Origin of the sequence: Pseudoalteromonas luteoviolacea DSM 6061, assembly GCF_001625655.1 — a bacterium.
GTDB lineage: Bacteria > Pseudomonadota > Gammaproteobacteria > Enterobacterales > Alteromonadaceae > Pseudoalteromonas > Pseudoalteromonas luteoviolacea.
In genome coordinates this window covers 15,245-39,048 of record NZ_AUYB01000111.1, presented here as the reverse complement: position 1 = coordinate 39,048, position 23,804 = coordinate 15,245, and the positions used below count along the sequence as shown (strand labels likewise).

Below are 23,804 nucleotides of genomic sequence, written 5' to 3'. Positions count from 1 at the left end.
TCTCTATTTTGAAAAAAAATTCAAAAACCACAATAAGACTGTTGATATTTGGTCGCAATTATCATTAAAATCGCGCTCTTTCTCATTTTGGGTAAAACTGGCGTTAGTTTTGCTCAAGTAATTATACCCGTTTATCGAAAAGAAATGTGGTGAGCAGTATGGACTTTTACATACTAAAAAAACAAGAGAAGCTGGTTGCGATACCTGCGGACGAACAAAACTGTAAAGAGTACATTGAAAACGGCTACTGTTATGTTGATAAAGTAGCGGCGTGTAATGAGCGTTCTGCAATTAAGCGATTAGAAGCTAAGCAGAGTAAACTTTACCGCGCGCCAATGTTATTGTTACTAGTCCTACCTGTAATAATTTTCGCGTGGTGGCGCTTGAGCTATTAATAAATAGCCCCAAGCAATGCTATATTAGCGTTCCTAAATAGGAAAGGAACGCTGAATGAAGGTTGTACACACATCTGACTGGCATCTCGGTCAACAATTTTACGAACATAGTCGCTTTGCAGAGCATCAAGCTTTTTTAGATTGGCTTTGCCAAGAGCTTGTGCTGGTTGAAGCCGACTTGCTTATAGTCAGTGGTGATATATACCATACAGCTACGCCGCCCGCTGCTGCTGAGCAGCAACTCTACACTTTTATCAAACATGCCAAAATAGCGCTCCCTAACCTTCACATTGTAATTGTGGCGGGCAACCATGACTCTGCAAATCGCATCGAGACCGCAAAACCTCTCTTATATCAGTTTGACACTCATGTCATTGGACGATTCGACAAACACAAGCCTGAAGATGTCGTCAAATCACTCATGACTTCATCAGGTAAGATCAATGTAATAGCCATGCCATTTTTACGAAGTGCGGATATTAGTCACTTAGACAGCGATGAAAGTGGCTATGGACTTGCCGTTGAGCAAGCTTACCAAAGTGCTTATGCATGCATAGAAGATGAGAACTTAGCTGTTATTGCAATGGGCCATTTGCATGCAAAAGGGGGAGACATTTCGAGTGACTCAGAACGCAATATCACAATCGGCGGTTTTGACTCTATTCATGCCGATGTGTTTGGTGATGTGCCTGATTATGTCGCCTTGGGACATCTACACAAGGCACAAAAAGTCGCTAATAATGATTGTATTCGTTACTGTGGGACACCAATGCCCATGTCTTTTGCAGAGCGTCATTACAAGCATCAAGTCTTGCTTGTGGAGTTTGAAGGCTCACGTGTTAAATCTGTTTCACCGCGTTATGTACCAAGGTACAAAGAAATTATATTACTGCCTGAGAAAGGAGGCGCGACGTTAGCTCAGCTTTGTGATGCAATAGAAGCGCTGGAACTGCCAACAGAGGACGAGCCCAAGCCCTATTTGCGACTGCGCTTAAATGCCAATGAAACAGATAGTCAGTTTCGTCACAAAATAGAGCAGGCATTGGAAAATAAAGCTGTGCACTTTTGTGGTATTGAAAGAGTTTCACCGCAAATGCAACAGGGAGATGAATTGCTCTTTGAAGATTTGGGGAAGGTTTCGGAGCTTGCACCAAAAACGCTTCTTGAACTGGCGTATAAAGAGCAAATAGATGCGCAAAGCACGCTACCTAGCGCGCTTGAAAAATGTCTCGAAGAGGTGCTAGTTTCGTTGAGCGAGCAAGGGAAATCATGAAAATCTTAACAATAAAAATCCGAAACCTTGCATCATTACCTGAAGCTGAGATTGATTTTACCGCAGCACCTTTGAAAAACACTGGGTTGTTTGCCATTACCGGAGAAACGGGGGCGGGTAAAAGTACCATGCTAGATGCAATATGTTTGGCATTCTATGGAAAAACAGCACGGCTTAAATCTGATTCAAAAAATAAGGTGACTTTTAACGGCGATGATATCAAGCTCAATGACCCAAGGCATTTATTGCGCCGTGGTACAGTGTCTGGGTATGCCGAAGTGGGTTTTGTTGGCCAAGATGGTACTCACTACATTGCTCGCTGGCAGGTTGCTAGAGCGCGCAACAAACTTGATGGTAGAATCAAAGAAGCTGAGCACGTGGTTCTGCGCGCAGAGGATGAGCAAGTCATAGCACAAAAGTCTAAAGCCAAGCTGCTTTTACAACAATTGTTAGGGCTCAATTTCGAACAGTTTACGCGCGCGGTGTTACTGGCTCAACATGACTTTGCGGCATTTTTAAAAGCCAATGCCGATGAACGTGCGCAATTACTAGAGTGTTTAACTGGAACTGAGCAGTTTAGCCGAGTTGGAAAAGCGATATTTGAGGCGCATAAAACAAAGTTAGAAGCCCTTGAAAGATTTAAACAACGGCTTGGCGATATCGAATTACTAAGTGATGAAGAGCAAGCTCAAAAGCAATCTCAATTAACACAGCTCAATACGCGGCAACAATTGCTCAAATCCGAACTCAAGGCAATCGAATTGCAATTATCTTGGTATGTTACGCAGAGTAAACTATTGCTGCAATACAATGACCTAGCTGCTGCGGTTGCTGATACCGAGTTTGCCCTTGAGCAAAAAAAAGAGGATTTCAAAACCGCGAAGCTGGCGCAATTAGTGCAACAAATCGCTGATAACCGAAAGCAAAAAGCGCAGTCACAGCAAGCTTTATTCGATGCCGAGACGGCTATAAGTGCGTTGTCTCAGGTCGATATAAAGCCACAAATCGCTCAAAAAGAAGATGCAGTAGAAGCGGCTGAATCGGCTAGTGCAAAGGCGCAAATAGCGTTGCAACAGTGCGGCCCAGATATCACACGCGCTCGCGAGCTGGATAGAATTTGTGCTGAGCATGTTGCGCTTGCAGAACAACAACAAATTCAACTGCAACAGTTACGTGACGTTGAGCAAGGCCACTCCAGCGAACTGAATATACTTAATGCGCAAATTAACGATTTAAATCATCAGCGAGCTGAGCTTTCAGAACGAATAGAAAATCAGCCAGCGCTATTTGGTTTGAATGAACAGTGGCAAGAGACAAATGAAGTATTACAACAATACTTGGTTTTGTTTCATGAACAAAATGCCCTTGCTGATGAAATAAAAGGCCTTGAGTCGAAATGTGCTGATGCCCAAGGCGCGTTGACAAAGGCACAGCCGCACTGTTTGGAACTTGAACAAAATATTGCAACTAACCAAACAGAGCTTGCTCAGCTGCAGAATGTGCTTAGTGAACTTGACTATGAGCAATTGCAATTCCAAAAGTCGCAATTGAACAAGGCCCAGCAGGCGATTGCACAGCAGTTGCAGTTAGACAATGAATTACTTCAATTGCAGGCTCAAATTGACGGTTTACGACATCAGCAACACAGTGCAAATGCCCAACGTAAAGATGCAGAGCACCAAGATGAATTGACAAGACAGCAATTGATGTTGACGCAAGACAACTTGCACCAAGTGCAATTGCGAGCCAGCGATAACATCAGCGCATTGAGATCGCAATTAGAACATGGAAAAGAGTGTATCGTATGCGGCGCGACCGAACACCCTTATCATGTGGACCACATTGATACGCATTGGCAACAGCTTATCAGTGATTTTGAGAGTCAGTATCAAGCTGCCGAAAAAGCGCGTGCTCAGACACAAACGCGCTATCACGAAGTTGTGTCACACTTAGAGCAAGTTAATGGTCAACTTCAAGCTTCATTACAACAACATGCTCAAATGGTGCAAAAACAAAAGGTGAATCAAGCGATTATTGCCGAATTACCCTCTTCCTTGGTTGACGTGTCGCGGCATGAAGAGCTGTTAAGAGACATCGACAATCGTTTGTCTAAATACAGTGAATTGAATAGAGCTCAGCAGCAAAAGTTTCAGGCACAACAGAGCTTGCAACAGCAATTAAGCTTAGCGCAAGCGACATTGAATCAGCATCAGGCACAGTTGCAAGAGCACACTCAGCTATTAAATAGTAAAGTGTCACGTGATGAAGAGCTCACTACCCATTGTAAAGGCTTAGCGGCGCGAGTTGCAAAAGCTTACCCACACCCTCAATGGCTCAAGTTATTTGAGCAAGACCCTCTCAACGCGGTTGATGAATTAAAAGCCAGTGTGCATGCATTCGCAGATAAAATGTCGCAGTTGACTAAAGTAGAGCAAACTTTGGTGGCGGCTCAACCTAAACTTCACTCTACACAACAGCTACTCACGCAAGTTACGCAGCAAATAACGGAGGCTGTTAATAAATTAGGTGAGCAGCAAGCAAAATGTGAAGAGACTAAGGCGCAAAGAGCGTTGCTGCTACCTCTGGAGCAAAGTGTTGATGATTGGCAGCAAGGCCTACAAAATGCAGTGTCTCACGCTCAGGAGCACTTGCAAGCACAAAAAGATCAGCTTGTGCAACTAATTAAGCAACATGATGAACACGCCTTAAAGCTTAAGCACTTAACTCAACAATGTCATATATACCAAGAGACCTTGAAAGACAATCATACAAGGTTTTTAAATTGGTTAGCGGGTGCCTCTGAACAATATCACGAATTGAATGAAGCGCTGGTTGATGAGCTATTGTTACTGCAACAGTCATATTGGCAACCTCTTTTAGTTGAAGCGCAAGCGCTTGAGTCCTCGCTAATTGAAAAGCGCTCACAATTGCAGCATGTCCAGAAAAATATTGATGAACACCAGAGCTCAGATAAACCTGAAATGAGCCAAGATGAGCTGAATACTAAGCAAGCGTCGTTAGCTCAGCAACAAGACGAATTACAAGCACAGGTAGTCACCTTATCGGTGAGTTTGCAAACCCATCATGACAATGTTGAAAAGCTGCATTCACACCAAGATGAACTTCAAAAAATGCAGTCTGATTATGAGAATTGGCATCTTTTGAATCGACTACTCGGTGATGCAACAGGTAAAACAATGCGTAATTTGGCGCAAACTCAAACGCTTAAAATTTTATTGCATTACGCAAATCATCATTTAGGTAGCCTATCGCGCCGTTACAGGTTAACTGTCATCGGGCAATCTCTTGAAATTGCAATTATCGATAGAGATATGGCAGATGAGCAGCGCAGTGTGAATACACTGTCGGGCGGCGAGTCATTCTTAGTGTCCCTTGCGCTTGCGTTAGGGCTAGCGTCTTTGTCTTCAAATCAAGTGCAAATAAACTCACTATTTATAGATGAAGGTTTTGGTACGTTAGACCCAGAAACACTCAGCGTGGCACTTGATGCGCTGGATGCGTTGCAGTCGCAAGGGCGCAAAGTAGGCGTTATTTCTCATGTGGCGCAAATGACTGAGCGTGTGGCAACACAAATACAAATAAAGAAACAAGCAGGTGGGTACTCGACTGTATTGACCAATGCATCTTGACAAGCAAAGGCTTGTTAGCTTTTAACCAAAGTAAAATAAGGAAGGTACATGCCGACATTCACGGGAGAAGAGGCGCTGAATTATGACCAGCGAATTGGTAAGCTGGTACCGGGTTATGCATTATTACACCAGATCACTGCGGCCCAGTTAGCAGTCACATTATCACCTAATGCGATTATATTGGTCATTGGTGCGGGTACAGGGCGTGAAATAATAGAGCTTGCTGATGCAAATAAAGATTGGCATTTTATTGCCCAAGATGTGTCGGCAGATATGCTGGCCATCGCAGATCAAAATTTTACTAACTTAGGCATTCGAGAAAGAGTAACGATCCATCATGGAACAATTGGCGGTGATGCTTACAAAGCAGATGCGGCACTGTGCTTACTCGTGATGCATTTTGTACAAGGTGAGCACGATAAGTCGGCTCTGCTCGGGCAGGTATATACAAATCTTAAGCCTGAGGGCCATTGTACTTGGCCGACCTAATGTCGCCTGAAAATGACTTTGAGCGTGAAGCGCAATTTCAATATTGCCATACAGCCTTGGGGTTAACCGAGCAGGGCGTGACAAAAATGCGTCGTAACTTTACTGATGAGTTTTTCCCTATCAGCACGCAGTGTTTAACCGAATTGCTCGAAAATATTGGTTTCTCAACACCTACCCCTTACTTTAAAGCACTTGGTTTTAGCGCTTTCTCAACTCACAAGTGTATTTAATCCTGCTATTCCACCTTGTATTAGTGCTACCAGCTTGGCGATTTTGATATTGCTGAGCTGTCTATAGTCAAAATATGGACAGACAATAAGTTTATTCTCTTCATCAATGGCAAACTCCTCATCTAGCCAAACTAATGAGTGGGTAAAAATCTGATCTCTGAGTAGTTGTTTAGCATAGGTGCGGCCAGCGATAATATGCCAAGTGTAGTTGTTTTGAGCCAAATCTGGGGCACTAAATAGCAGTGCCTCCTGGCTATGAGCTTGAAGGAGGGCATTATCTCGGTATGACTGCCACCGTGAATTTGGTCCTGACAACTTAGTAAAATTATGATCTGGCAGTTTTAATTCAGCAATAAACTTACTATACACGTTAAATACTTTGCGCCAACCATTGCCACATTCTTGGTTGATATATTCAATTTCACCCGTCTGTAAGGGCACAATTTTATTGAGGTTTTTGAATTCTTTTAGTGGCGGCTTATTTTCGACATAAACAGCCAGCAGGCCCTCTGTGACGCCAAAACCTTGAGTTGGTATTTTCATGATCTATGATTTATTTCAATGACTTATTTTTGTTGAGCGATCGTTTGCGGATAAGTGACCGTATTAGACGATTACAACAATGCTAGTTTAATAAAGTGTACGGGAGTTTATCATGTTGAATAGGCTAAATTTAAGCGTAACATGTTTTATTTGGTCTGCGCTGATCTTGCAAGGTTGTACTGGGTTACCTGAAGGAGTTCAACCAGTAAAAAGCTTTGATGTACAGAAGTACCAAGGTGTTTGGTATGAAATAGCAAGGCTAGATCATCGCTTCGAACGGGGTATGGGTAATGTAACTGCAACGTATGAGGTGCAGGCGGATGGCTCTGTTTCGGTGCTCAATCGTGGCTATGTTTCAGAGCTGGGGCAATGGAAGCAGGCGCAGGGGGTAGCTAAGTTCGTTTCAGCCTCGACAGTGGGCCATTTAAAAGTGTCTTTCTTTGGTCCTTTTTACGGTAGTTACGTTGTTTTTAAATTGGACAAAGAGCAATATCAGTATGCTTATGTGACCAGTTATAATAAAGATTATTTGTGGTTATTATCCAGAACGCCACAGGTTTCTGAGGCTGTTTTGGCTGATTTTCATCACACTGTAAAAAGCTTGGGGTACTCTGTTGATGAGCTGATTTATATGGATCATTCTCCACCCAAAAAACTGTAAATCCCCTTTACAGTTACATTAATTTTGTCTTCTTGATGACAGAAAAGTTTAATACTTCATCAACTTAAATGTCATGTCTTGCCGTCAGGCTATGTGCGCTTATCAATACAAACCCAATGTAGCAAAAACTAATCGGAGTAATAAAAATGAAGCGCATAGCCTATTCGTTAATTGCCAGTGCTGTTGTTCTGGCCTTGACCGCTTGTGATGGAGATGATGGTGCACAAGGTATTCAAGGTGAACAAGGCGTTCAAGGTGAAACGGGACAAGCTGGTAGCAACGGCACCAATGGTACTAATGGTACCAACGGAACAGATGGCCAAAATGGAACGGATGGTCAAAACGGAGCAGACGGCCAAAATGGGGCTGATGGAAAAGATGGCATCAATGGTGGTTCAGGGTTAGTACGTATTGCAACCGTTCCTACTGGCTCGGAAGTGACCGGGCTATTTTTGACAGACCAAGGTGACTTGTTCTTCAACGCGCAACACCCGAGTGATGAAAATACAGAAGTAGACTCACTTAATAATCGCCCATTTAATACGGGTACTGTTGGTGTATTGTCTGGCGTTAACTTCAACGAGCTTCCTCGCAATTTAGTGAGTGCACCATTACATGAAACTCAGTTTGAAGCGCAAACAGTTGTTACAGCAATAGGTCAATATCAAATCCTTGGCCAAAGTGGTGATACTTTTGCAGAACTTGGTGAGCAAGGCTTAGCCGGTGGCTTAGGCGTAATTTATGGCATGACTTCTGGCCAAGAAATTATTAAAAACGATATGCCTGATTTTAATGGTTTTATCTTTGAGTCAGAAAGTTCAGGTTACTTATTTACTAACTGGGAAGATTACCCTGGTGGCATGAGCCGTTTAAAAATGAGTAAAAGTGAGGCGGGTCGTTGGAGCGTTGATCAGGCAATGATGATCGACTTTGATGCTGTGAAAGGCACTGCTGCAAACTGCTTTGGCTCAGTATCTCCATGGGGGACGCCGCTTACATCTGAGGAGTGGATTGTAAACTCTACGGTTGATAGCACAACAAATCCAGCATGGAATGCGCCTGTTGTAGATACTCGCTTACAACAATTTAGAGACTTTTTAGCACCTGAGTCTCCAAATCCATATCGCTACGGTTATATTGCGGAAGTTAAATCGCCATTATCTGACAAGCCAGTTGTTGAAAAGCACTACACGATTGGTCGTTATGAGCATGAAAACGCGGTTGTTATGCCAGATCGTCGTACTGTTTATTCTTCTCAAGATGATACTGGTGGCGTGCTATTTAAGTTTGTTGCAGACAATGCGGAAGACTTAAGCTCAGGTACATTATATGGTGCGAAACTGACGCAAGACAAAGGGCTTTCAGACCCTGCTGTTACTGGTTTTGACATTGAGTGGGTTGAAATTGCAACTGGCACCAATGCAGCTATTTTAGGCTGGATTGAGGAGTATGATGGTATAACTCCAGATAGTTATGTTGATGGACAAACTAACTATATCTCAATGGCAGATGTTCAAGCTTGGGTAGACGGAAAAGAGACTTACCCGACAGCTGAAGAAGGTGGTTCACCTATCACAGCAGGCAAACCAATGGATGACCGAGTGGCATTCTTAGAAGCGCGTCAAGCAGCTCGCCTTAAAGGTGCAACAGCGGAATGGCGCAAGCTTGAAGGTTTGGCAATTAACCATGACCGTGTTCTAGAAGCAGTTACTGGCCAAGATGTAATCGAAGGTGAAGTGGTTGACAAGGCATATCTATATATTGGCATTGCAGATATCGACAACACCATGATTGACGGTGAAGGCGATATTCAATTGTCTTCTCGCGTAAAAGATTGTGGTGGTGTTTATCGTGCACACATCGATGCAAATTACAGCCTTACACGTATAGAGCCTGTCATTATGGGTTCTACATACCGTTCTTCACTCACGTCTGACGTACGTTGTGACGCTAGCCAATTAGCACAACCAGATAACGTGATTGTCATGCGCGATGGTCGTATCTTAATCGGTGAAGATCACAGTGCATCTTGGAAATACAACAACACATTGTGGATGTATGACCCGAAATCAAAATAATAAAAATTAGAAACTAGAGCGGTGCTTTGGCACCGCTTTTTTCGCATTAAAAATGGAAGTCATACAAATGCAACACCAATTACTTATTACGACATTAACTGCAACCATAATGCTAAGTGGCTGTTCCGATGCTCCTCAGCAGCAAAACAAAATTTTACCAACAGAAGTACAAGAACACGTATTTGATACACCATATAAACCCGGCGATGATATAGCTGCCACCGCGTATATTGAGCATGATGAAGTGTATAACCCTGAGTCTGTGATCCCACCTCAGTGCTACACCAAGACTGATGGGGTTAATAACCCTTGCTATGCATGCCACCAATCATATCATGAGCAAAAAAATCGACCCAATGTGATGAATGATGGGGATTTACAAGGCGATTATGAGTTTTCGGATCTGGGTTTAACTAACCATTGGAAAAACCTCTTTATCGACCGAACAGAGCTCATTAAAGGTATCTCAGATCAAGAAATTACTAACTGGATTGAGCAGGACAACTACAGCCCATTCATAGAGAAAACTTCTAAAGATACTGGGTGGAAGGGAGAAATCACGCCTATTAAAGATTTGGCATTTCCTGAAAAAGCATTTGATGAGCTAGGTTTTGCCCGTGATGGTAGTGGTTGGGTTGCGTTTAACTACAAACCTTTTCCGAGTACATTCTGGCCGACAAATGGCTCTACGGGAGACGTGATGATCCGCTTGCCTCGTCAATTTCAGACGATCAATGGTGAGTATAATCAAGATGTATACCTTGCTAATTTAAGCCTCACAGAGCTTGCTGTAAAAGGGCTGAAAGAGATAAGTGTGCCTGATATTTCAGAGCATAATGTTGGTCAAGATCTCAATGGTGATGGTAAGTTAAGCGTAATTGACCACATTGTTGCACAGCCTAAGTATGTGGGTGACAGTGTTGAGGCATTAGCACATATGCTCTACCCAGAAGGGACTGAATTTTTACACACTGTACGATACCTAGGTGTGGACGAGCAGGGAGAAATCTATAATGCTCCTAGGCTTAAAGAGTTACGCTATATGAAAAAGCATAACTTTAAGTCAAAGCAAGAAATAGCAGCGTCTTATTACCGAGAAGCGAAAGAGAAAGAGTTTGAAAAAATGCCTGTTACTATGTACTTGGGTGACAGGGGCGTGAACAATACTTTTGGCTGGACCATCAATGGATATATAGAAGACAGCAACGGCGAACTGAGACCTCAACATGCGCAAGAGCTAGCATTTTGTAATGGTTGCCACAAAACCGTGGGCTCTACTTACGACCAAACGTTTTCTTTTGCTCGAAAGGTCGAAGGTGCTGCTGGCTGGGGCTATATTAATCTTCGCACACAACAAGATGTACCCAATGTGGGAGAAAAGCAAGGCGAGTTCTTGACTTACATGGAGCGTGTAGGCGGTGGGGATGAGTTTCGTCAGAATCAAGAAATGCTGAGAAAATGGTTTACAGGTGGAAAGGTCGACATGGAGAAAGTGCAATCTGCTGTAAACTTATATGAGCTGATTACGCCTTCAAAAGAGCGTGCCCTAGCACTCAATAAGGCTTACCTAACCATTGTTAAGGAACAAAGCTATTTGTTTGGCCGTGATGCGACTCTCGTAAAAGCCAAAAATGTTTTACAACAAGTGGATGATTCGCAAGCTCCGTTACAACAAAGCAAGCAGTTTGCATGGGATATGCAGCTAGATTGGTCCAAAAACTAAAGTGAGCTGGGGAGAGTCCTCCCCTACTCTATAGCTCCTAAGCTCCTGAAAGAGCTAACTAAACCTACAAGCTCGCTTTGGATCAGAGTTTTACTTACAGACGATACAGTTATTAAAAAATCTATAATCCGGCAAAATAGATTGATGGCTTTAAATTAACGCTTTGATATTTATGTAGTTATTATTCGTCCCACATACTGTATAGCTAATTTTAAAGTACAAATAGGCCATTCTAGATCATTTTTTTACTAACTATCTCAATGGTGAGATCGCTATTTTACTAACTTGACCGCCCCAAGTTGGTAAAAAGGTGCGTTGCAATTATTTCAGATCGCTATTTTACTAACTTAAACGGTTGAATGGGAGCCATTTAGCGACATTACATCAACGTTGTGGTGACGAAATAGTGAATTTTACGCCTGATACTTATCAGAGATCGCTTTTTTACTAACTCAAAGTGATAACTTATCTCGTTAGATCACTTTTTTACTAACATATTCTATCTGGATCGTAATTTTACTAACTGAACTCACCTTTTGCTGGCCGATAGATCACGTATTTACTAAGTAAATTACCTGTACTCTAAGCTCAGATCAAAATTTTACCAACTGCTATGAAAGAAACGATGGTTTGCTTGATAGAAAGTACGGGGAAGTGGACGATATAAGTGCTAGTAGGTAGTAAAATCGTGATCTGAACGGCTGGCAACTAGCTACCAGCCGTTCAATGGCTTATAAAATTAAAGATAATGCAGCTAATACAATAGCCCACATGGGCAGTAAGTATAAAGCTGATCTCAGCAATGTGGGTTGGTAAGTTAAACACAAGGCTATGAGCGTGACTGACAGAGCCATTTGCCCACAAAACATGAGACTACCGTAGCCAATAGCTTGAGATAAGTTAACAACAAAACTTAGTAAAATAATGATCCAGCCAAGGTTGTTGATATACAGACTTTTCTTTTGGCTCGGTCTTGTTCCAAACACACTTTTATAGTGTGAAGTCTTTGCCATTGCGAAAGCATAAAAAGCACTCAAGCATAACAGGGTTGCTAAGCTATAAATCATGCTTCTTGCTCCGTTGCAGCCCTAGTACGAGGGCGTTTAGTTGGCGCTTGATGTGTTGCTTTCGATGCCAACTTATTACCTTGAAAATAAAACACCAGTGCAGTTGCTAGAAATGCAAAATCAAAGCTAGCCAAGATCCACTTTCCTTCTTGGATGTAGGTGACCAAGTTTCCGCTGGTTGTCAGAGCATTGCAAACAGGAAGCAGTATCCAAACAAGGGCGTTTGTATATGCGAATATCTGCCATGCGCGCGTGTTTCTAAATGCAATGGATGCAAGCGCTGTGATGAGCCAAGTGACAAAAAATGCCAATACTTCTTTATCAGCTCTTGCTGTGATTTCTGGAGGTAATAAGCGATTTGCATAAAAGAACCCTGCTGTCGCCAATGGCAACCCCATAATGGTTGCAATATTGAGTGTTTCCACTAACTTCAAACCAATGCTGCCAGACTGAGTAGGCTTAAGCCGCTCCCTTATTCGTTTCGCCCACATAATACAACCGGAGGCAATCATAATGCAGCCTGCTATCCCGCAGATGAAATACAGCCAGCGCAAACCAGAATGCGCTAATCTGCCACTATGTACCGCTATCATTCCGCCATAAAGCATTTCTGCATTACTTGGGTCAATGCGTGCTGTTTTAACTAAATCACCGGTGGCACCAGAGTATTGCCAAAACGGATATTCATCCCTAATCAAGGTGCCATTATCACCATAAATTTTTATGCTGACAGCCGCATTGTCTGGATGATCGACAATCACTCGTTTGATTTTTTGCTCCGGCCAATTCTGGTTAAAGTGAGCAAAAGCTTTGTCAAAAGCCGGTTCAGATAATCTATCAGGCGAAGCTTCAATACGTTGCCGTTCAGGGTAAAAATCGGCTCTAAAGCCTTTAAGGCCCTCGTCGTAGAGCGTTTCTGCAGGGTTTGGGAACAGCATGAAAATCAGCGTTACTAACCCTGTATAGGTGATCATGAGATGGAATGGCAGTGCTAATACTGACGATAGATTGTGCGCATCCAACCATGCTCTTACCCCTTTTTGAGGTCTAAATTGGAATAGATCTTTAAAGATACGCTTATGGATAACAATGCCTGAAATCAATGCAATCAGCATAAATAGAGAAGCAAAGCAAACAAGCCATCTGGCGAGCTTTCTATCCATATAATGTAAATCAAAATGGAGTCGATAAAAAAAGTTGCCACCTTTTGTATCTATAAGCCCATCAATTTGAGTTAGGGTATTTGGGTCTAAACGCTCATCTATCCATTTGTCTCTTTTACCCTCTCCTTGTGAGTGACGGTGTGACACTTGAAGCTCTGGTTGTCTATCAGAAGGTAGCCCAATCCACCAACGGTTGGCATCAGGAGCCGCTTCACGCAAATACCCCAAACCCGACTCAATCAATGTTTGTTGCTGATACTTATTATTCTCGATGCTATGAACAGCTGGTTGGTTCCATAAGCTAATTTCGTGACGAAAAAAGCTGATTGTGCCTGCAAAGAAGATTAAAAATAATAACCAACATAGTAGTAAGCCTACCCAGGTGTGTAACCAGGTCATTGAGCGAAAAAAGCTCTCTTTCATATTCCCCCCTGGACATATCGAGTGAGTAAATCCAATCCTAAGATACTTATGATCAAAACCGACCAAATCCATTTTTGTGAGCGAGCCGCAAAAACAGCGATGAATACACAGCAATAGATCAGGATACTGACGCAAACACTATATAAAACAGCGTCTACCTTGGAGGTCGGAATGAGTAAACTAAGCAGAGCCACACAATGAGCGGTGAAGAAGTAACCGCCAAATATTGCAGCGCAAAATCTGGACAATACGCTTAGCCGATATCGAAGTGTCAAGGCATTGTCTGCTCGTGACATAATGTTCCTTTGGTTTTTTATAAGATCTCTAATTATCCATGAATAGTTTTGCAAATGACAGTAATTATCATTGCTAAATGCGTTAAAGTGACATTTCTTTGAGTTGGAATTTTAATGTTAAACGTTTAGCTACAAGTAAAATACAAGGTAGAACAACCGATAATAAGATAGCTAACTATGTAAATATTTTATTTTTGATTGCTGCTTTTAAAGTGTAAAATTATCTCTTTTTGTGTTCAGTGAAATTTTTTTGTGTTGGATGGGGTCTTGTTTGATAATCCAAGGCGAAGCATTTTGGATAAAAGATAAATTAATGAAAGTAGTAAGACTTACTCTATGAATTTATTGGATGAAATTAGCGGTTGTCGCCTGTGCCAAGGTGCATTTGGCTACGAGCCAAGGCCCGTTATACAAGGTGAATATTCAGCAAAAATTTTGATAGCAGGGCAAGCACCAAGCTTAAGCGTGCATAAGTCGGGCAAGCCTTTTGACGATGCAAGTGGCAAAAGGCTTAGAGCGTGGCTGGGTGTTGATGAGCAGCAATTTTACGATCCGAGCCTATTTGCTATTGTACCGATGGCGTTTTGTTATCCAGGCAGAGGTAAGTCGGGAGACAATCCGCCACCAAAGGTGTGTGCTAAGACATGGCGTGAGAAATTATTGAGAGAGTTTGATGAAGTTAAACTGACTATATTGATAGGTCAGTATGCTCAAGCTTATCATTTAGACGATTTCAATAATGTGACTGAAAGTGCGCAGCAATGGCCAACACTACTGCCGTCAAAAATCGCAATACCACACCCAAGTCCGCGTAACTTTCATTGGTTGAAGAAAAACCCTTGGTTCGAAATAAGTGCAATTCCTGCACTAAAAGAACGTGTGGATTTAATCATAAATAGTTAGTTAAAACTGACTTACACCCTAAAGGAGTTGCCAATTTGTCGTACATCTACCATAATCGCACCATAAACTGTGATTTACAAAAAATAACAATTTAATTCAAGGGAATTGAAAATGATTTATCATATATCGGGATGGAGCTCGGTAATTCTTTCTATATTAGCCATTTACCCTAGCTACCAGCCCGGCGCCAACTCGGTTATCGGCTTTTACCTTTGCTTATTTGCACTTCTTGTTGCTGCATTTGCCAGTCATTTAGGACATGTTGTGTATTACAGAGTGGTGTTTGCTCTGTCTATTGTTAACGTGCTTTTCGTCAACGATGGGACCAATATTGCCTTACTTACAAACCAAAATAATTGGGTTTATATTGGTTCAATGTATGGGATTTATATTGTCGTCAGTAGTATATGTGGTTTTTTGGTCAGCAGAGAAGATTTATTAGGTAATGGCTTGCGTAGAAAGCAAGAAAAGAGACAACACAAACACACAGTATTGTAAGTTCCATTAAAATTAATCCCACCGTGTAAATGTATGTAAATATGCAGCTTTTTGCATTTTTTACATTTTATGTGTGTTTGTTAACTACATTCATGTTACCGTGAAAAACGCTAACTTTACGCTGTTAGTTCGCTGATATTGCCCCACATTCTGTTCAATTTTCTGTTGTTAATCCTAATTGTGCCACTTAATACAAAAACTCAATGTATTCCATAGGCTGTTTTTTATCCGCAGTGTTCTGTTTTGCTACACTTAAAGAAACAATATGGGTTTGGAGCTTATATGTATTGGGGTTTACTTGTTGTGGTATTAGTGATGGGTTTTTGGCTACATAACCGTTACAGCTCGTCATCAGAAACATTTCCCGCGCTTGAAACCGATCCCGATGATCCATTGCTAATTGAAGCAATTGAATTAGCTAAATCCTCCATAGATGAGTTTAGAGTTCTGTTTCTGAGATATCCCAATGATGCGTTTGTGAAGCTGGGTTTTGAAAGTGACGGTGGCGTTGTTGAGCATCTGGGGGCGCACGTAGAGACGATAAAGGGCAATGAAGTCAGCGTATTTTTGGTTACGCCTCCAATTACTCACCGTGGAAAAATGGCACACAACTTTGTTTGTCAGTTAGATGATATTGAAGATTGGCAGATCACAGACGATAGCGGCAACATATATGGTGGCTTTATACAACGTGCTATGTTCACCATTGCGCAAAGAGACGGTATTACACTACCGCCTGAATTACATGCTATGCAGCAAAAGTATATTGACCTTTAAGCTTGCTGTGCAAAGTCTTTAAGTGCCTGCCCTGTTAATCTGTAAATGATCCACTCATCTTGTGGCTCAGCCCCAATGCTTTGATAGAAGTCTATTGCAGGTTTGTTCCAATCCAGTACTACCCATTCAAACCTGCCGCAGTCTTTCTGTACAGCTAATTGTGCGAGGCGCTTCATCAATGCTTTGCCTGCACCCGCCCCTCTTTTATCCTGCGATACATAAAGGTCTTCGAGATATAGACCGTACTTACCAAGCCAAGTGGAATAGTTGAAGAAATATACTGCAAAGCCGATTGCTTCGCCATCTTGTTCACAAATCAGCGCATGAGCGCGTACATCTTCTCCAAATAGTTTTGTTTCGATTTCTTCTACTGTGTTTATGACTGCCTCAGGTTCTTTTTCATAGATAGCTAGTTCGTTTATAAAGTGGAGAATGGTCGCTGCATCTTGTTTTTCTGCTGAGCGTATTGTTAAGTTCATAGTGGTTTGTTCTCTGTAATGTTTGACTTAGCTTTGTTCCAGTGTAATGTGTAGTTCTTCATGAATAAAGTGCATGTTTTGCACATACTATATGCATAAAATACATGAGTGCGATACCTAATATTGATTTAAATCTTCTTAAACTGTTTGCAGTACTTTATGAAACTGGATCGGTGACTCAGACTGCACAGCGTTTGCACATGAGTCAATCTGCTTGTAGCCATGCTCTAACGCGATTGCGAGAGCGTTTAAATGACGAGCTGTTTGTCAGAGTGAATAACCAAATGCTGGCCACTAATTACGCCCATCGGTTGGCTGATGAAGTGCTCCCCGCTTTAAAAGTGATATCGCAGGGCTTAAGCGAATCTAAGGATTTTAACCCCAATGATAATCATCACTTTACGATAGCTGCAACAGACTATACTGCTTGGTGCTTAAAACCATTCTTAAGCAATCTGCTCAAACGATTTACGAATGTTTCGGTGCAGGTTATCCAACTAGAGCAGCGGCTTCCTACTTTGGCACTGAAAGAGCTTAAGCTCGATATTGTTTGTGGATTTGCGCATAAAAAAGAAAAATCGGAAAGTTTAGAGCAGTTGACGTGGTTTGAGGGAAAATATGTAACGCTTGGTTGTCACCAGCATGCGCTTGAAGACAAATTGACGATGCAAACATTTTTAACCCGTCCTCATGTGCTTATTGCTCCATGGAATGAGGAGCGAGGTATTGTGGATAAGACGTTAGCCCAACAAAAAAAATCTCGACGGATTATTCTGTCAACTCCACATATGCTAAGTGCGCCGATATGTATCCAAAATACCGATTGGTTGCTGACTATGCCAGCCAAATATGCCGTTGAAATAGCACCTAGGTTGGGTTTAACATTGCATACTCCGCCACTGACAATACCTAATTACCATGTAAAACTGTATTGGTACCGTACCCGGCATCATGACCCGAAACTTCAATGGTTTATTGAACAGTTTAGAGATTTTCACGATCTAGCCTAGTAGATAAATTGATATCAAACTCAACATTACAGCCTAGTGTACTTTGGCGGCGATAAAGTGAACGGAAGCAAAGTTGTCTGCGTATATATGCAGGAATTCTTTACATGGACTTAAGATGAAGCGACTTAAATATAGCGCAATAACGTTGCTGATGATGCTCAGCAGCGTAGCCAACGGTGCTGAAGTAAACCCAGAAACCATCAAAAATGACATGGTACAAGTTGGCCAAACAGCGCGCATGACCTACTTGTTTTGGGATGTGTATGATATTAGTTTGTACTCACCGTCTGGTGACTATAACCCTTCACGACCATTTGTACTGCAACTCACTTACCTGAGGGAACTCAGTGGAGAAGACATTGCAGAGCGCTCGTTAGAAGAGATGCAAAAGCAAGGGTTTGATGACAAACAAGCCGGGCAAAAGTGGCTCGAACAAATGAAGCGTATTTTTCCTGACGTAGATGAAAATTATACGTTGTTCGGATACCGTACTAACACTGGCTCCACTAAGTTTTTCAACGCCGAAGGACTACTCGGCGAGGTCAATGACCCTTTATTTACGCAATGGTTTTTTGATATTTGGCTAGGTAAAAAAACGTCAGAACCAAAGATGAGACGCAGACTGTTGGGAGATAAATCATGAGAATGGTATTGGTCATTGCCAGTATTGTATTGTTGTCAGCGTGCAGAACATCAGTGTACAGCGAGGAGTATGAAACAATGTCGCCTAATATCGATGTTTTCACATTCTTTAATGGACAGGTGAATGCATGGGGGATTGTGCAAAACCGTGATGGGCAGCTAGTACAAAGGTTCAAAGTGGACATTAAAGGTGCCGTCAATCAACAAGAGCAGTTAGTGCTTGATGAGACCTTCACATATGGGTTCGGCGAAGGCGTGAAACATCGAATTTGGCGTATTACTCGCTACGGTGATAGTTTTAAAGGTAATGCCAGCGATATTGCTACAGAAGCAACTGGCGATATATACGGAAATGCGCTTAGGTGGCAATATGAGATGGACTTACCTGTTGATGACACGACCTACCGCGTGCATTTCGACGATTGGATGTGGGCATTTGATAAATGCACTTTGATGAATCGTTCATATATCAAAAAGTTTGGCTTGGTTGTGGCTGAAGTCACTATTTTCATGCAAAACAGAGAGCCTTCTATGGGCTGTACAGGGGGTTTACACCCTTAATTTTGCAGCTTTATAGCAAAGGCGTTTTCTTACCTTGAAGCGCCTTTTCGTAAGGCTTTACATAGACTCTTTCAAACGGAAAACGTACTGAATATGACATGATTCAATCACAGTTTTCCCTCCATATAAAGATCGATTTCTTGCGCAATGTGTGTTTCTATTTCCTCTTCTAAATCGGCTTTTGATATGTTGTGCATTTCTACAACCCTGACGGCTTGCTCTGCTTTAAGCAATTTGTTTTTGAGTCGGTATTCCCACTCAGGTAGCGTTTTATCGTATCTGGGTACAACACTGACGATGGCAAAGTCATTTTGCCAAGGAGCGGTATTTTCTTTTTTGCAAAAAGCTTCTATATGCTCTTTACCTTGTGGCCCCATGCATCCAGGCTCTAGGCGCAGTTGAATGCAAACCTGTAATTCACTCATAAACTCTCCCCACTTCATAGTTTATTTGAGTCTAGCTATTTTCATCGAAATTTAAAACACCGAGAGTCGTTTACTTTAACTTTGTATTGCTTTTACATTGTTGATATACAGCAACCTTAACGCGGTCATGATGCTAATGGGTATACTGTTGCCTAAACTGCTGTGGGCTTTGATGCACTATTTTTGCAAAGATCCGCCTAAATTGTCGACTGCTTGAATAACCACAGCTTTGTGCTACATGCTCAACACTATGATTACTATGCTGTAATAGCTGTTTGGCATAACCTACTTTGATTTGCTGCAAATATTCTCGGGGAGAAATGCCAAGGTGCAAAGAAAATAAGCGGCTTAACTGCCTTTGGGACAGGCAGGCAATATTTGCAAGCTGCTCAAGAGAGTAATTTTTTTCGACATTATTGCAGATTTCATCTTGGATCTTATGGATACCACGATGCATGTGATTGCGATATTGCAGCCAACTGCTGAGTTGAGGGTCTTGCCCTGTACGGCGAAAATACACCAACATTTCTTGTGCTATTTGAGCGCCAATATGTTCTCCAAAACGTGAACTGACGTAGTACAGCGCCATGTCGATGCCTGAGCTTATTCCCGCACTACTAATAACATTGTCATCTTCAACGAAAATGCGGTTGTCCAATATTTGGCTTTCAGGAAATGCGGTGCGCATTTTATCAATCAGTTGATAATGTGTAGTACAGGATTTTCCGTTCAGTAACCCTGCCTTTGCAGCAATCAGCGCACCAGAGCATATAGTTAGGACGGTTTGTTGACTAACGACTAGCTTGAGCCATCGAATCGTTTTCTGGGCTGCATCGGTTGCGTAAGCCGAGACGGCGTTATTGCAGCCAGGTAATACAATAATATCTTCAGATTGAAGTGAAGTGGGCAAAGTATCGAGGTTGTTTAACTGTAATCCTCCATCGAAAGTGAAGTGCGTAGAAGCGCTCACATATTTTATGTCGAGTGAGACTCCAAGACGCCTAGCTTCTAAAAATACTTGCAAGGGACCTGCAAAGTCCAGCGGTAAAGTATCAGGCACTAAAACAAAATATATCGTCACTGTGGCTCCATGCTGCTTTTGAAAATGCGCCAAATTTGAATACGGGCTTTGGCGCGATTGATATAAGCGTTAGTAATCGCTGTGAGCATGTATTGAAGCGAAGCGATTGGCAAGCACTAAATTGGTTCTTGCTTGGATCTCAGCAGCTGTATACTGTTTACCAGTTGTTGGGCAGCTCATGTCGAAAGTCAGAGTGGCGTCAGTAACAAACTCAACTTTAAAGCCTAAATCAAAAGCGACTCTAGCAGTTGTTTCACAGCATTGCTCTGTACGGATCCCGGTAATGACAACAGTATCAATATGCTGACGTTGTAGCCACGTCGCAAGACCTGTATCAGTGAAGGCATTGTGCACAGATTTGTAAAAGACTTTGGTAAATTCTTGTGGCAAAAATGCCATAGGTTTGACCAAGCCCGTTTTGGGATTAAACGGACTGTCAGCTGCATCTTCGCGACTATGGAGTACTTTTACAATTGGCTGTGCAGTTGTTTGAAAAGCATCAATCATGCTTAATAGGTTGCTTTTAAACTCAGTAAAGCCTATTTCCTGCCAATAGTCAGTTTCGAAAAATGAATCTTGCGTGTCGATGATAATAAGTGCTTTTGTCATAGTTTACTCCTTACGTTTATTGCTGGTGATAAATATAAGTTTTTTGAGCCAGTATTTAGAGACATGTTGTTGACAATCAGCGGACAGATTGAGACATCTAACAAGTGAGCATAAAACTTATACAATCTATGCGTTAATAAAAGGAAGGCGATATGGCTAAAAGCAAAGATGCATCGCTGATGGTATAGGGTTAATAAGATCTACAGGAATAAGCTTATAGTCTTATGTAATGAATTAGAGATCAGCTTACCTCTAGGGATACGAAAGTTTATTCAAGAGTTTGTGAATAAACATAAGCCCAAGCAAAAGCTAGCAAAAAGGAGGCATTCATAGCGAATAAAATTGAAGTGAAAAAGCTTAAACATTAGAGCTACTTAAGGGCCATTGTCAGTGAACCTTGCAATTAAAGTTGAAATTTTATTGTTTGGTACTCCTAGAAGTTATAAGCCAATAAAGGACAATTTAGTCACCACAACCATCTTTTAAACTCTGGTTTTACATCTACACTTTAAGTGATACGAGGATGACAAACCATGCAGATATTCATAGCCTTTTTATTGGCAATTGTATTCTTTAGCTTGCAGGCTAAGGCCAAAGATCCCAAATTGATATGGTTTACAGAAGACTATCCGCCATTTAACTATCATGTTAATGGCAATGTAGAAGGCATTGCCATTAATGCTTTAAAGACCATTTACCGAGATCTTAATTGGGATTTTGACCCTAAAGAAGTCATGCTCTTGCCATGGCCAAGGGCCTACCATATGACTTTGGCCAATCATAATGCATGCATTTTTTCGATGACCTATACGGAAGAACGAGCAAAGTTATTTCAGTTTGTTGGGCCGGCCATGGACAACCATGTTGCCATTATTGGCCACAAAGAGACTGACTATCAATTGTCTGACTTAACAAGCTTAGGTGCACTCAAAGTTGGGGTGGTAAAAAATGATATTGGTCATCAACTACTTCGCCAAGCAGGTGTGAGTAAAGAAAGTTTAGTATTCTTGGCATCTGGATTTGAGTTGGTGCAGATGCTTAAATTAAAGCGAATCGATTTGATAGCATATGGTGATGTAATTGCCAGATATCAATTTAAACGTGCTGGTATTGATCCCTCTCATTTTCGTATTGTCCTGCCATTGCGTTCTTCGTATTTGGGTTTTGCCTGTAATCAAGGTGTGAGAAAGCGCCTTATCGAAAAAATGAATAAAGCGCTCAAAACCATTAAACGTAGAGAGCCTGAAATTTTTGACCCTGAATATTTTTACTCTAAAGTGGAGTAAGCGTTACTTACTCCAGATTTGGCAGGTTTGTATGTTAGGCGCCAGGACCGCACTCTAAGCAATGTTGTATAATATCTGGGCCAAATTTAAGTTTAGCATTCACATTTCTAAGCGCAGTTCTTACTCCCTCTTCGATAACTGGGTGGTAAAAAGGCATATCTAACATTTGGGGTACCGTCATTTTATTTTGTACTGCCCAAGCTAATAGATGTGCAATATGTTCTGCGGCTGGGCCGATGAATTCTGCACCTAAAAACAGGCCTGTACCCTGCTCTGCATATACTCGCATATGCCCTTTATTTTTGAGCATAACGCGACTTCGGCCTTGATTTTCAAAGCTGACCTCTCCTATTTCATAACAACCGCATTCGCCATAATTGGCCGTCAACTGGGCATAATTGTCACCCACCATACCGATTTGAGGATCGCTGAATACCGCAGCAATGGGGGTACGGCGCAGCCCATTTCTAATATCTGGGAATCTCCCAGCATTTGAGCCCGCAATAGTACCTTGATCAGCAGCTTCATGGAGAAGCGGAATTTGATCACTGGCATCACCTGCAATAAATATATGGCTTTCACCACATTGCATGGTATGCGGGTCAGCAATTGGTACACCATGATCCTGTAGCTCAACCGAGGTATTTTCCAAACCTAAGTTATCTACATTTGGTACCCGTCCTGTGGCTGCAAGTACATAGTCAAATTGTTCTGTTTGTGGGTTACCTTGTTTATCAACATAGGTCAGTTGGGCTTTACCATCAACGACTTTCATATCTGATACTTTGGCATCTGTATCGACGTAAAACTCTTCAGCAAACACCGTGTTAGCATAATCTCGAATAACTGGGTCAGTTAAAGGGCCAATATTGCCACCAACGCCAAATAACTTAACGTTTACGCCCAGACGATGAAGCGCTTGGCCCAGTTCTAGACCAATTACACCTGGACCAAATACCGCTACGGACTCAGGTAAGTCTTGCCAGTCAAACACATCGTCATTGATGATGAGCTTGTCGCCAAAGGCAAGAAATGGTGGTGGAATGTTAGGTCTTGAGCCGGTAGCAACGACAAACCGTTTGGCAGTTATCACAGTGTGATCGTCGATCTGCAACCGGTTGTCGTCTAGAAACTTGGTATGGCCAATGATGCGGTCTTCTTGAGGCAACTCTTCAACAGCTTCAACTACAAAACCAACAAAGCGATCTCGCTCACTGCGCACGCGTGCCATGACCGCTTTTCCATCTATTTGGGGTTTTTCTGTCAGCACTCCAAATTGTGGTGCATGCTCGACACTGTGTGCAGCTTCAGCAGCAGCTATTAACAGTTTACTTGGCATACAGCCAACACGCGCACAGGTAGTGCCGTATTTCCCTGATTCCACCATTAAAACGTTGGGGGTATACTGCTTAGCATTACGGTATGCACTCAGGCCAGCTGTTCCAGCACCAATTACAACGACATCTGTTTCAAGCTGTTTCATTATTACCTCACTAAATTATGAAAGGGTGTTAAAGGGGGTGTAAAACCCCTTTACAGTAC

At 42.0% G+C, this 23,804-nt stretch carries 21 protein-coding genes and 1 pseudogene; 14 read left to right on the top strand and 8 right to left on the bottom strand.

What is annotated here, in order from left to right; genetic code table 11:
- The first annotated feature begins 158 nt into the window (after window positions 1-158).
- The 4 genes and pseudogenes from N475_RS15375 to N475_RS15360 all read left to right on the top strand — a co-directional run bounded on the left by N475_RS15375 (window position 159) and on the right by N475_RS15360 (window position 6,037).
- Window positions 159-395 (top strand): hypothetical protein, encoded by a 237-nt coding sequence (locus N475_RS15375; RefSeq protein WP_063358012.1) that lies wholly within the window; start codon window positions 159-161, stop codon window positions 393-395.
- Window positions 396-450: 55 nt separating this feature from the next.
- Window positions 451-1,668 carry an exonuclease SbcCD subunit D C-terminal domain-containing protein gene (locus N475_RS15370; protein ID WP_063365539.1) on the top strand — a complete coding sequence of 406 codons (1,218 nt, stop codon included), beginning with the start codon at window positions 451-453 and terminating at the stop codon, window positions 1,666-1,668.
- Window positions 1,665-5,318 carry an AAA family ATPase gene (locus N475_RS15365; RefSeq protein ID WP_063365538.1) on the top strand — a complete coding sequence of 1,218 codons (3,654 nt, stop codon included), beginning with the start codon at window positions 1,665-1,667 and terminating at the stop codon, window positions 5,316-5,318. The genes N475_RS15370 and N475_RS15365 overlap by 4 nt, the downstream gene beginning before the upstream one ends.
- 48 nt (window positions 5,319-5,366) lie before the next feature.
- Window positions 5,367-6,037 (top strand): annotated as a pseudogene (locus N475_RS15360) (class I SAM-dependent methyltransferase).
- Here the strand turns inward: N475_RS15360 and N475_RS15355 are convergent.
- Entirely contained in the window at window positions 6,017-6,580 is a 564-nt protein-coding gene (locus N475_RS15355; protein WP_063365537.1) for a DUF6942 family protein, read from the bottom strand. The pseudogene N475_RS15360 and the gene N475_RS15355 sit on opposite strands and share 21 nt — an antisense overlap.
- Before the next feature lie 112 nt (window positions 6,581-6,692).
- Between N475_RS15355 and N475_RS15350 the strand changes: the two genes are divergently transcribed.
- The 3 genes from N475_RS15350 to N475_RS15340 all read left to right on the top strand — a co-directional run bounded on the left by N475_RS15350 (window position 6,693) and on the right by N475_RS15340 (window position 11,042).
- Window positions 6,693-7,241: a lipocalin family protein gene (locus tag N475_RS15350; protein ID WP_063365536.1), complete on the top strand. Its 549-nt coding sequence runs from the start codon at window positions 6,693-6,695 to the stop codon at window positions 7,239-7,241.
- A 146-nt stretch (window positions 7,242-7,387) separates the two neighbouring features.
- Window positions 7,388-9,319 carry an alkaline phosphatase PhoX gene (locus N475_RS15345; protein ID WP_063358018.1) on the top strand — a complete coding sequence of 644 codons (1,932 nt, stop codon included), beginning with the start codon at window positions 7,388-7,390 and terminating at the stop codon, window positions 9,317-9,319.
- Between the two features lie 67 nt (window positions 9,320-9,386).
- On the top strand, window positions 9,387-11,042 hold the full coding sequence (locus tag N475_RS15340; protein ID WP_063365535.1) for a hypothetical protein: 1,656 nt from the start codon (window positions 9,387-9,389) through the stop codon (window positions 11,040-11,042).
- A 731-nt stretch (window positions 11,043-11,773) separates the two neighbouring features.
- Here N475_RS15340 and N475_RS15335 read toward each other — a convergent pair.
- A complete protein-coding gene (locus N475_RS15335; RefSeq protein WP_063365534.1) occupies window positions 11,774-12,109 on the bottom strand; it encodes a DUF3325 domain-containing protein in 336 nt (111 codons plus the stop codon).
- A complete protein-coding gene (locus N475_RS15330; RefSeq protein WP_063365533.1) occupies window positions 12,106-13,695 on the bottom strand; it encodes a PepSY-associated TM helix domain-containing protein in 1,590 nt (529 codons plus the stop codon). Before N475_RS15330 ends, N475_RS15335 begins: the two co-directional genes overlap by 4 nt.
- Before the next feature lie 632 nt (window positions 13,696-14,327).
- Between N475_RS15330 and N475_RS15325 the strand changes: the two genes are divergently transcribed.
- The 3 genes from N475_RS15325 to N475_RS15315 all read left to right on the top strand — a co-directional run bounded on the left by N475_RS15325 (window position 14,328) and on the right by N475_RS15315 (window position 16,169).
- Window positions 14,328-14,894, top strand: coding sequence for a uracil-DNA glycosylase family protein (locus N475_RS15325; RefSeq protein WP_063358022.1), 567 nt, complete (start codon window positions 14,328-14,330; stop codon window positions 14,892-14,894).
- A 111-nt stretch (window positions 14,895-15,005) separates the two neighbouring features.
- Window positions 15,006-15,392 (top strand): hypothetical protein, encoded by a 387-nt coding sequence (locus tag N475_RS15320; RefSeq protein WP_063358023.1) that lies wholly within the window; start codon window positions 15,006-15,008, stop codon window positions 15,390-15,392.
- A 282-nt stretch (window positions 15,393-15,674) separates the two neighbouring features.
- Window positions 15,675-16,169: a DUF2314 domain-containing protein gene (locus tag N475_RS15315; protein WP_063358024.1), complete on the top strand. Its 495-nt coding sequence runs from the start codon at window positions 15,675-15,677 to the stop codon at window positions 16,167-16,169.
- Here N475_RS15315 and N475_RS15310 read toward each other — a convergent pair.
- Window positions 16,166-16,648 (bottom strand): GNAT family N-acetyltransferase, encoded by a 483-nt coding sequence (locus N475_RS15310; RefSeq protein ID WP_063358025.1) that lies wholly within the window; start codon window positions 16,646-16,648, stop codon window positions 16,166-16,168. The genes N475_RS15315 and N475_RS15310 overlap by 4 nt on opposite strands.
- 104 nt (window positions 16,649-16,752) lie before the next feature.
- Between N475_RS15310 and N475_RS15305 the strand changes: the two genes are divergently transcribed.
- The 3 genes from N475_RS15305 to N475_RS15295 all read left to right on the top strand — a co-directional run bounded on the left by N475_RS15305 (window position 16,753) and on the right by N475_RS15295 (window position 18,861).
- Window positions 16,753-17,658 carry a LysR family transcriptional regulator gene (locus N475_RS15305; protein WP_063358026.1) on the top strand — a complete coding sequence of 302 codons (906 nt, stop codon included), beginning with the start codon at window positions 16,753-16,755 and terminating at the stop codon, window positions 17,656-17,658.
- Between the two features lie 115 nt (window positions 17,659-17,773).
- Window positions 17,774-18,301, top strand: a complete 528-nt coding sequence (locus N475_RS15300; RefSeq protein ID WP_063358027.1) for a chalcone isomerase family protein — start codon at window positions 17,774-17,776, stop codon at window positions 18,299-18,301.
- Window positions 18,298-18,861 (top strand): DUF3833 family protein, encoded by a 564-nt coding sequence (locus tag N475_RS15295; RefSeq protein WP_063358028.1) that lies wholly within the window; start codon window positions 18,298-18,300, stop codon window positions 18,859-18,861. The genes N475_RS15300 and N475_RS15295 overlap by 4 nt, the downstream gene beginning before the upstream one ends.
- A 107-nt stretch (window positions 18,862-18,968) precedes the next feature.
- Here the strand turns inward: N475_RS15295 and N475_RS15290 are convergent, their stop codons facing one another.
- The 3 genes from N475_RS15290 to N475_RS15280 form a co-directional block, all read right to left on the bottom strand.
- Entirely contained in the window at window positions 18,969-19,286 is a 318-nt protein-coding gene (locus tag N475_RS15290) for a hypothetical protein (protein ID WP_081215995.1), read from the bottom strand.
- Window positions 19,287-19,419: 133 nt separating this feature from the next.
- On the bottom strand, window positions 19,420-20,367 hold the full coding sequence (locus N475_RS15285; RefSeq protein ID WP_063365532.1) for a GlxA family transcriptional regulator: 948 nt from the start codon (window positions 20,365-20,367) through the stop codon (window positions 19,420-19,422).
- A gap of 69 nt (window positions 20,368-20,436) precedes the next feature.
- Entirely contained in the window at window positions 20,437-20,976 is a 540-nt protein-coding gene (locus N475_RS15280) for an isochorismatase family protein (protein WP_063358031.1), read from the bottom strand.
- A gap of 533 nt (window positions 20,977-21,509) precedes the next feature.
- On the opposite strand from N475_RS15280, the gene N475_RS15275 reads away from it, so the two are divergent.
- Window positions 21,510-22,262 carry a substrate-binding periplasmic protein gene (locus N475_RS15275; RefSeq protein ID WP_063358032.1) on the top strand — a complete coding sequence of 251 codons (753 nt, stop codon included), beginning with the start codon at window positions 21,510-21,512 and terminating at the stop codon, window positions 22,260-22,262.
- Between the two features lie 34 nt (window positions 22,263-22,296).
- On the opposite strand, the gene N475_RS15270 is transcribed toward N475_RS15275, so the two are convergent.
- Window positions 22,297-23,745, bottom strand: a complete 1,449-nt coding sequence (locus N475_RS15270) for a dihydrolipoyl dehydrogenase (RefSeq protein WP_063365531.1) — start codon at window positions 23,743-23,745, stop codon at window positions 22,297-22,299.
- Window positions 23,746-23,804: the final 59 nt, after the last annotated feature.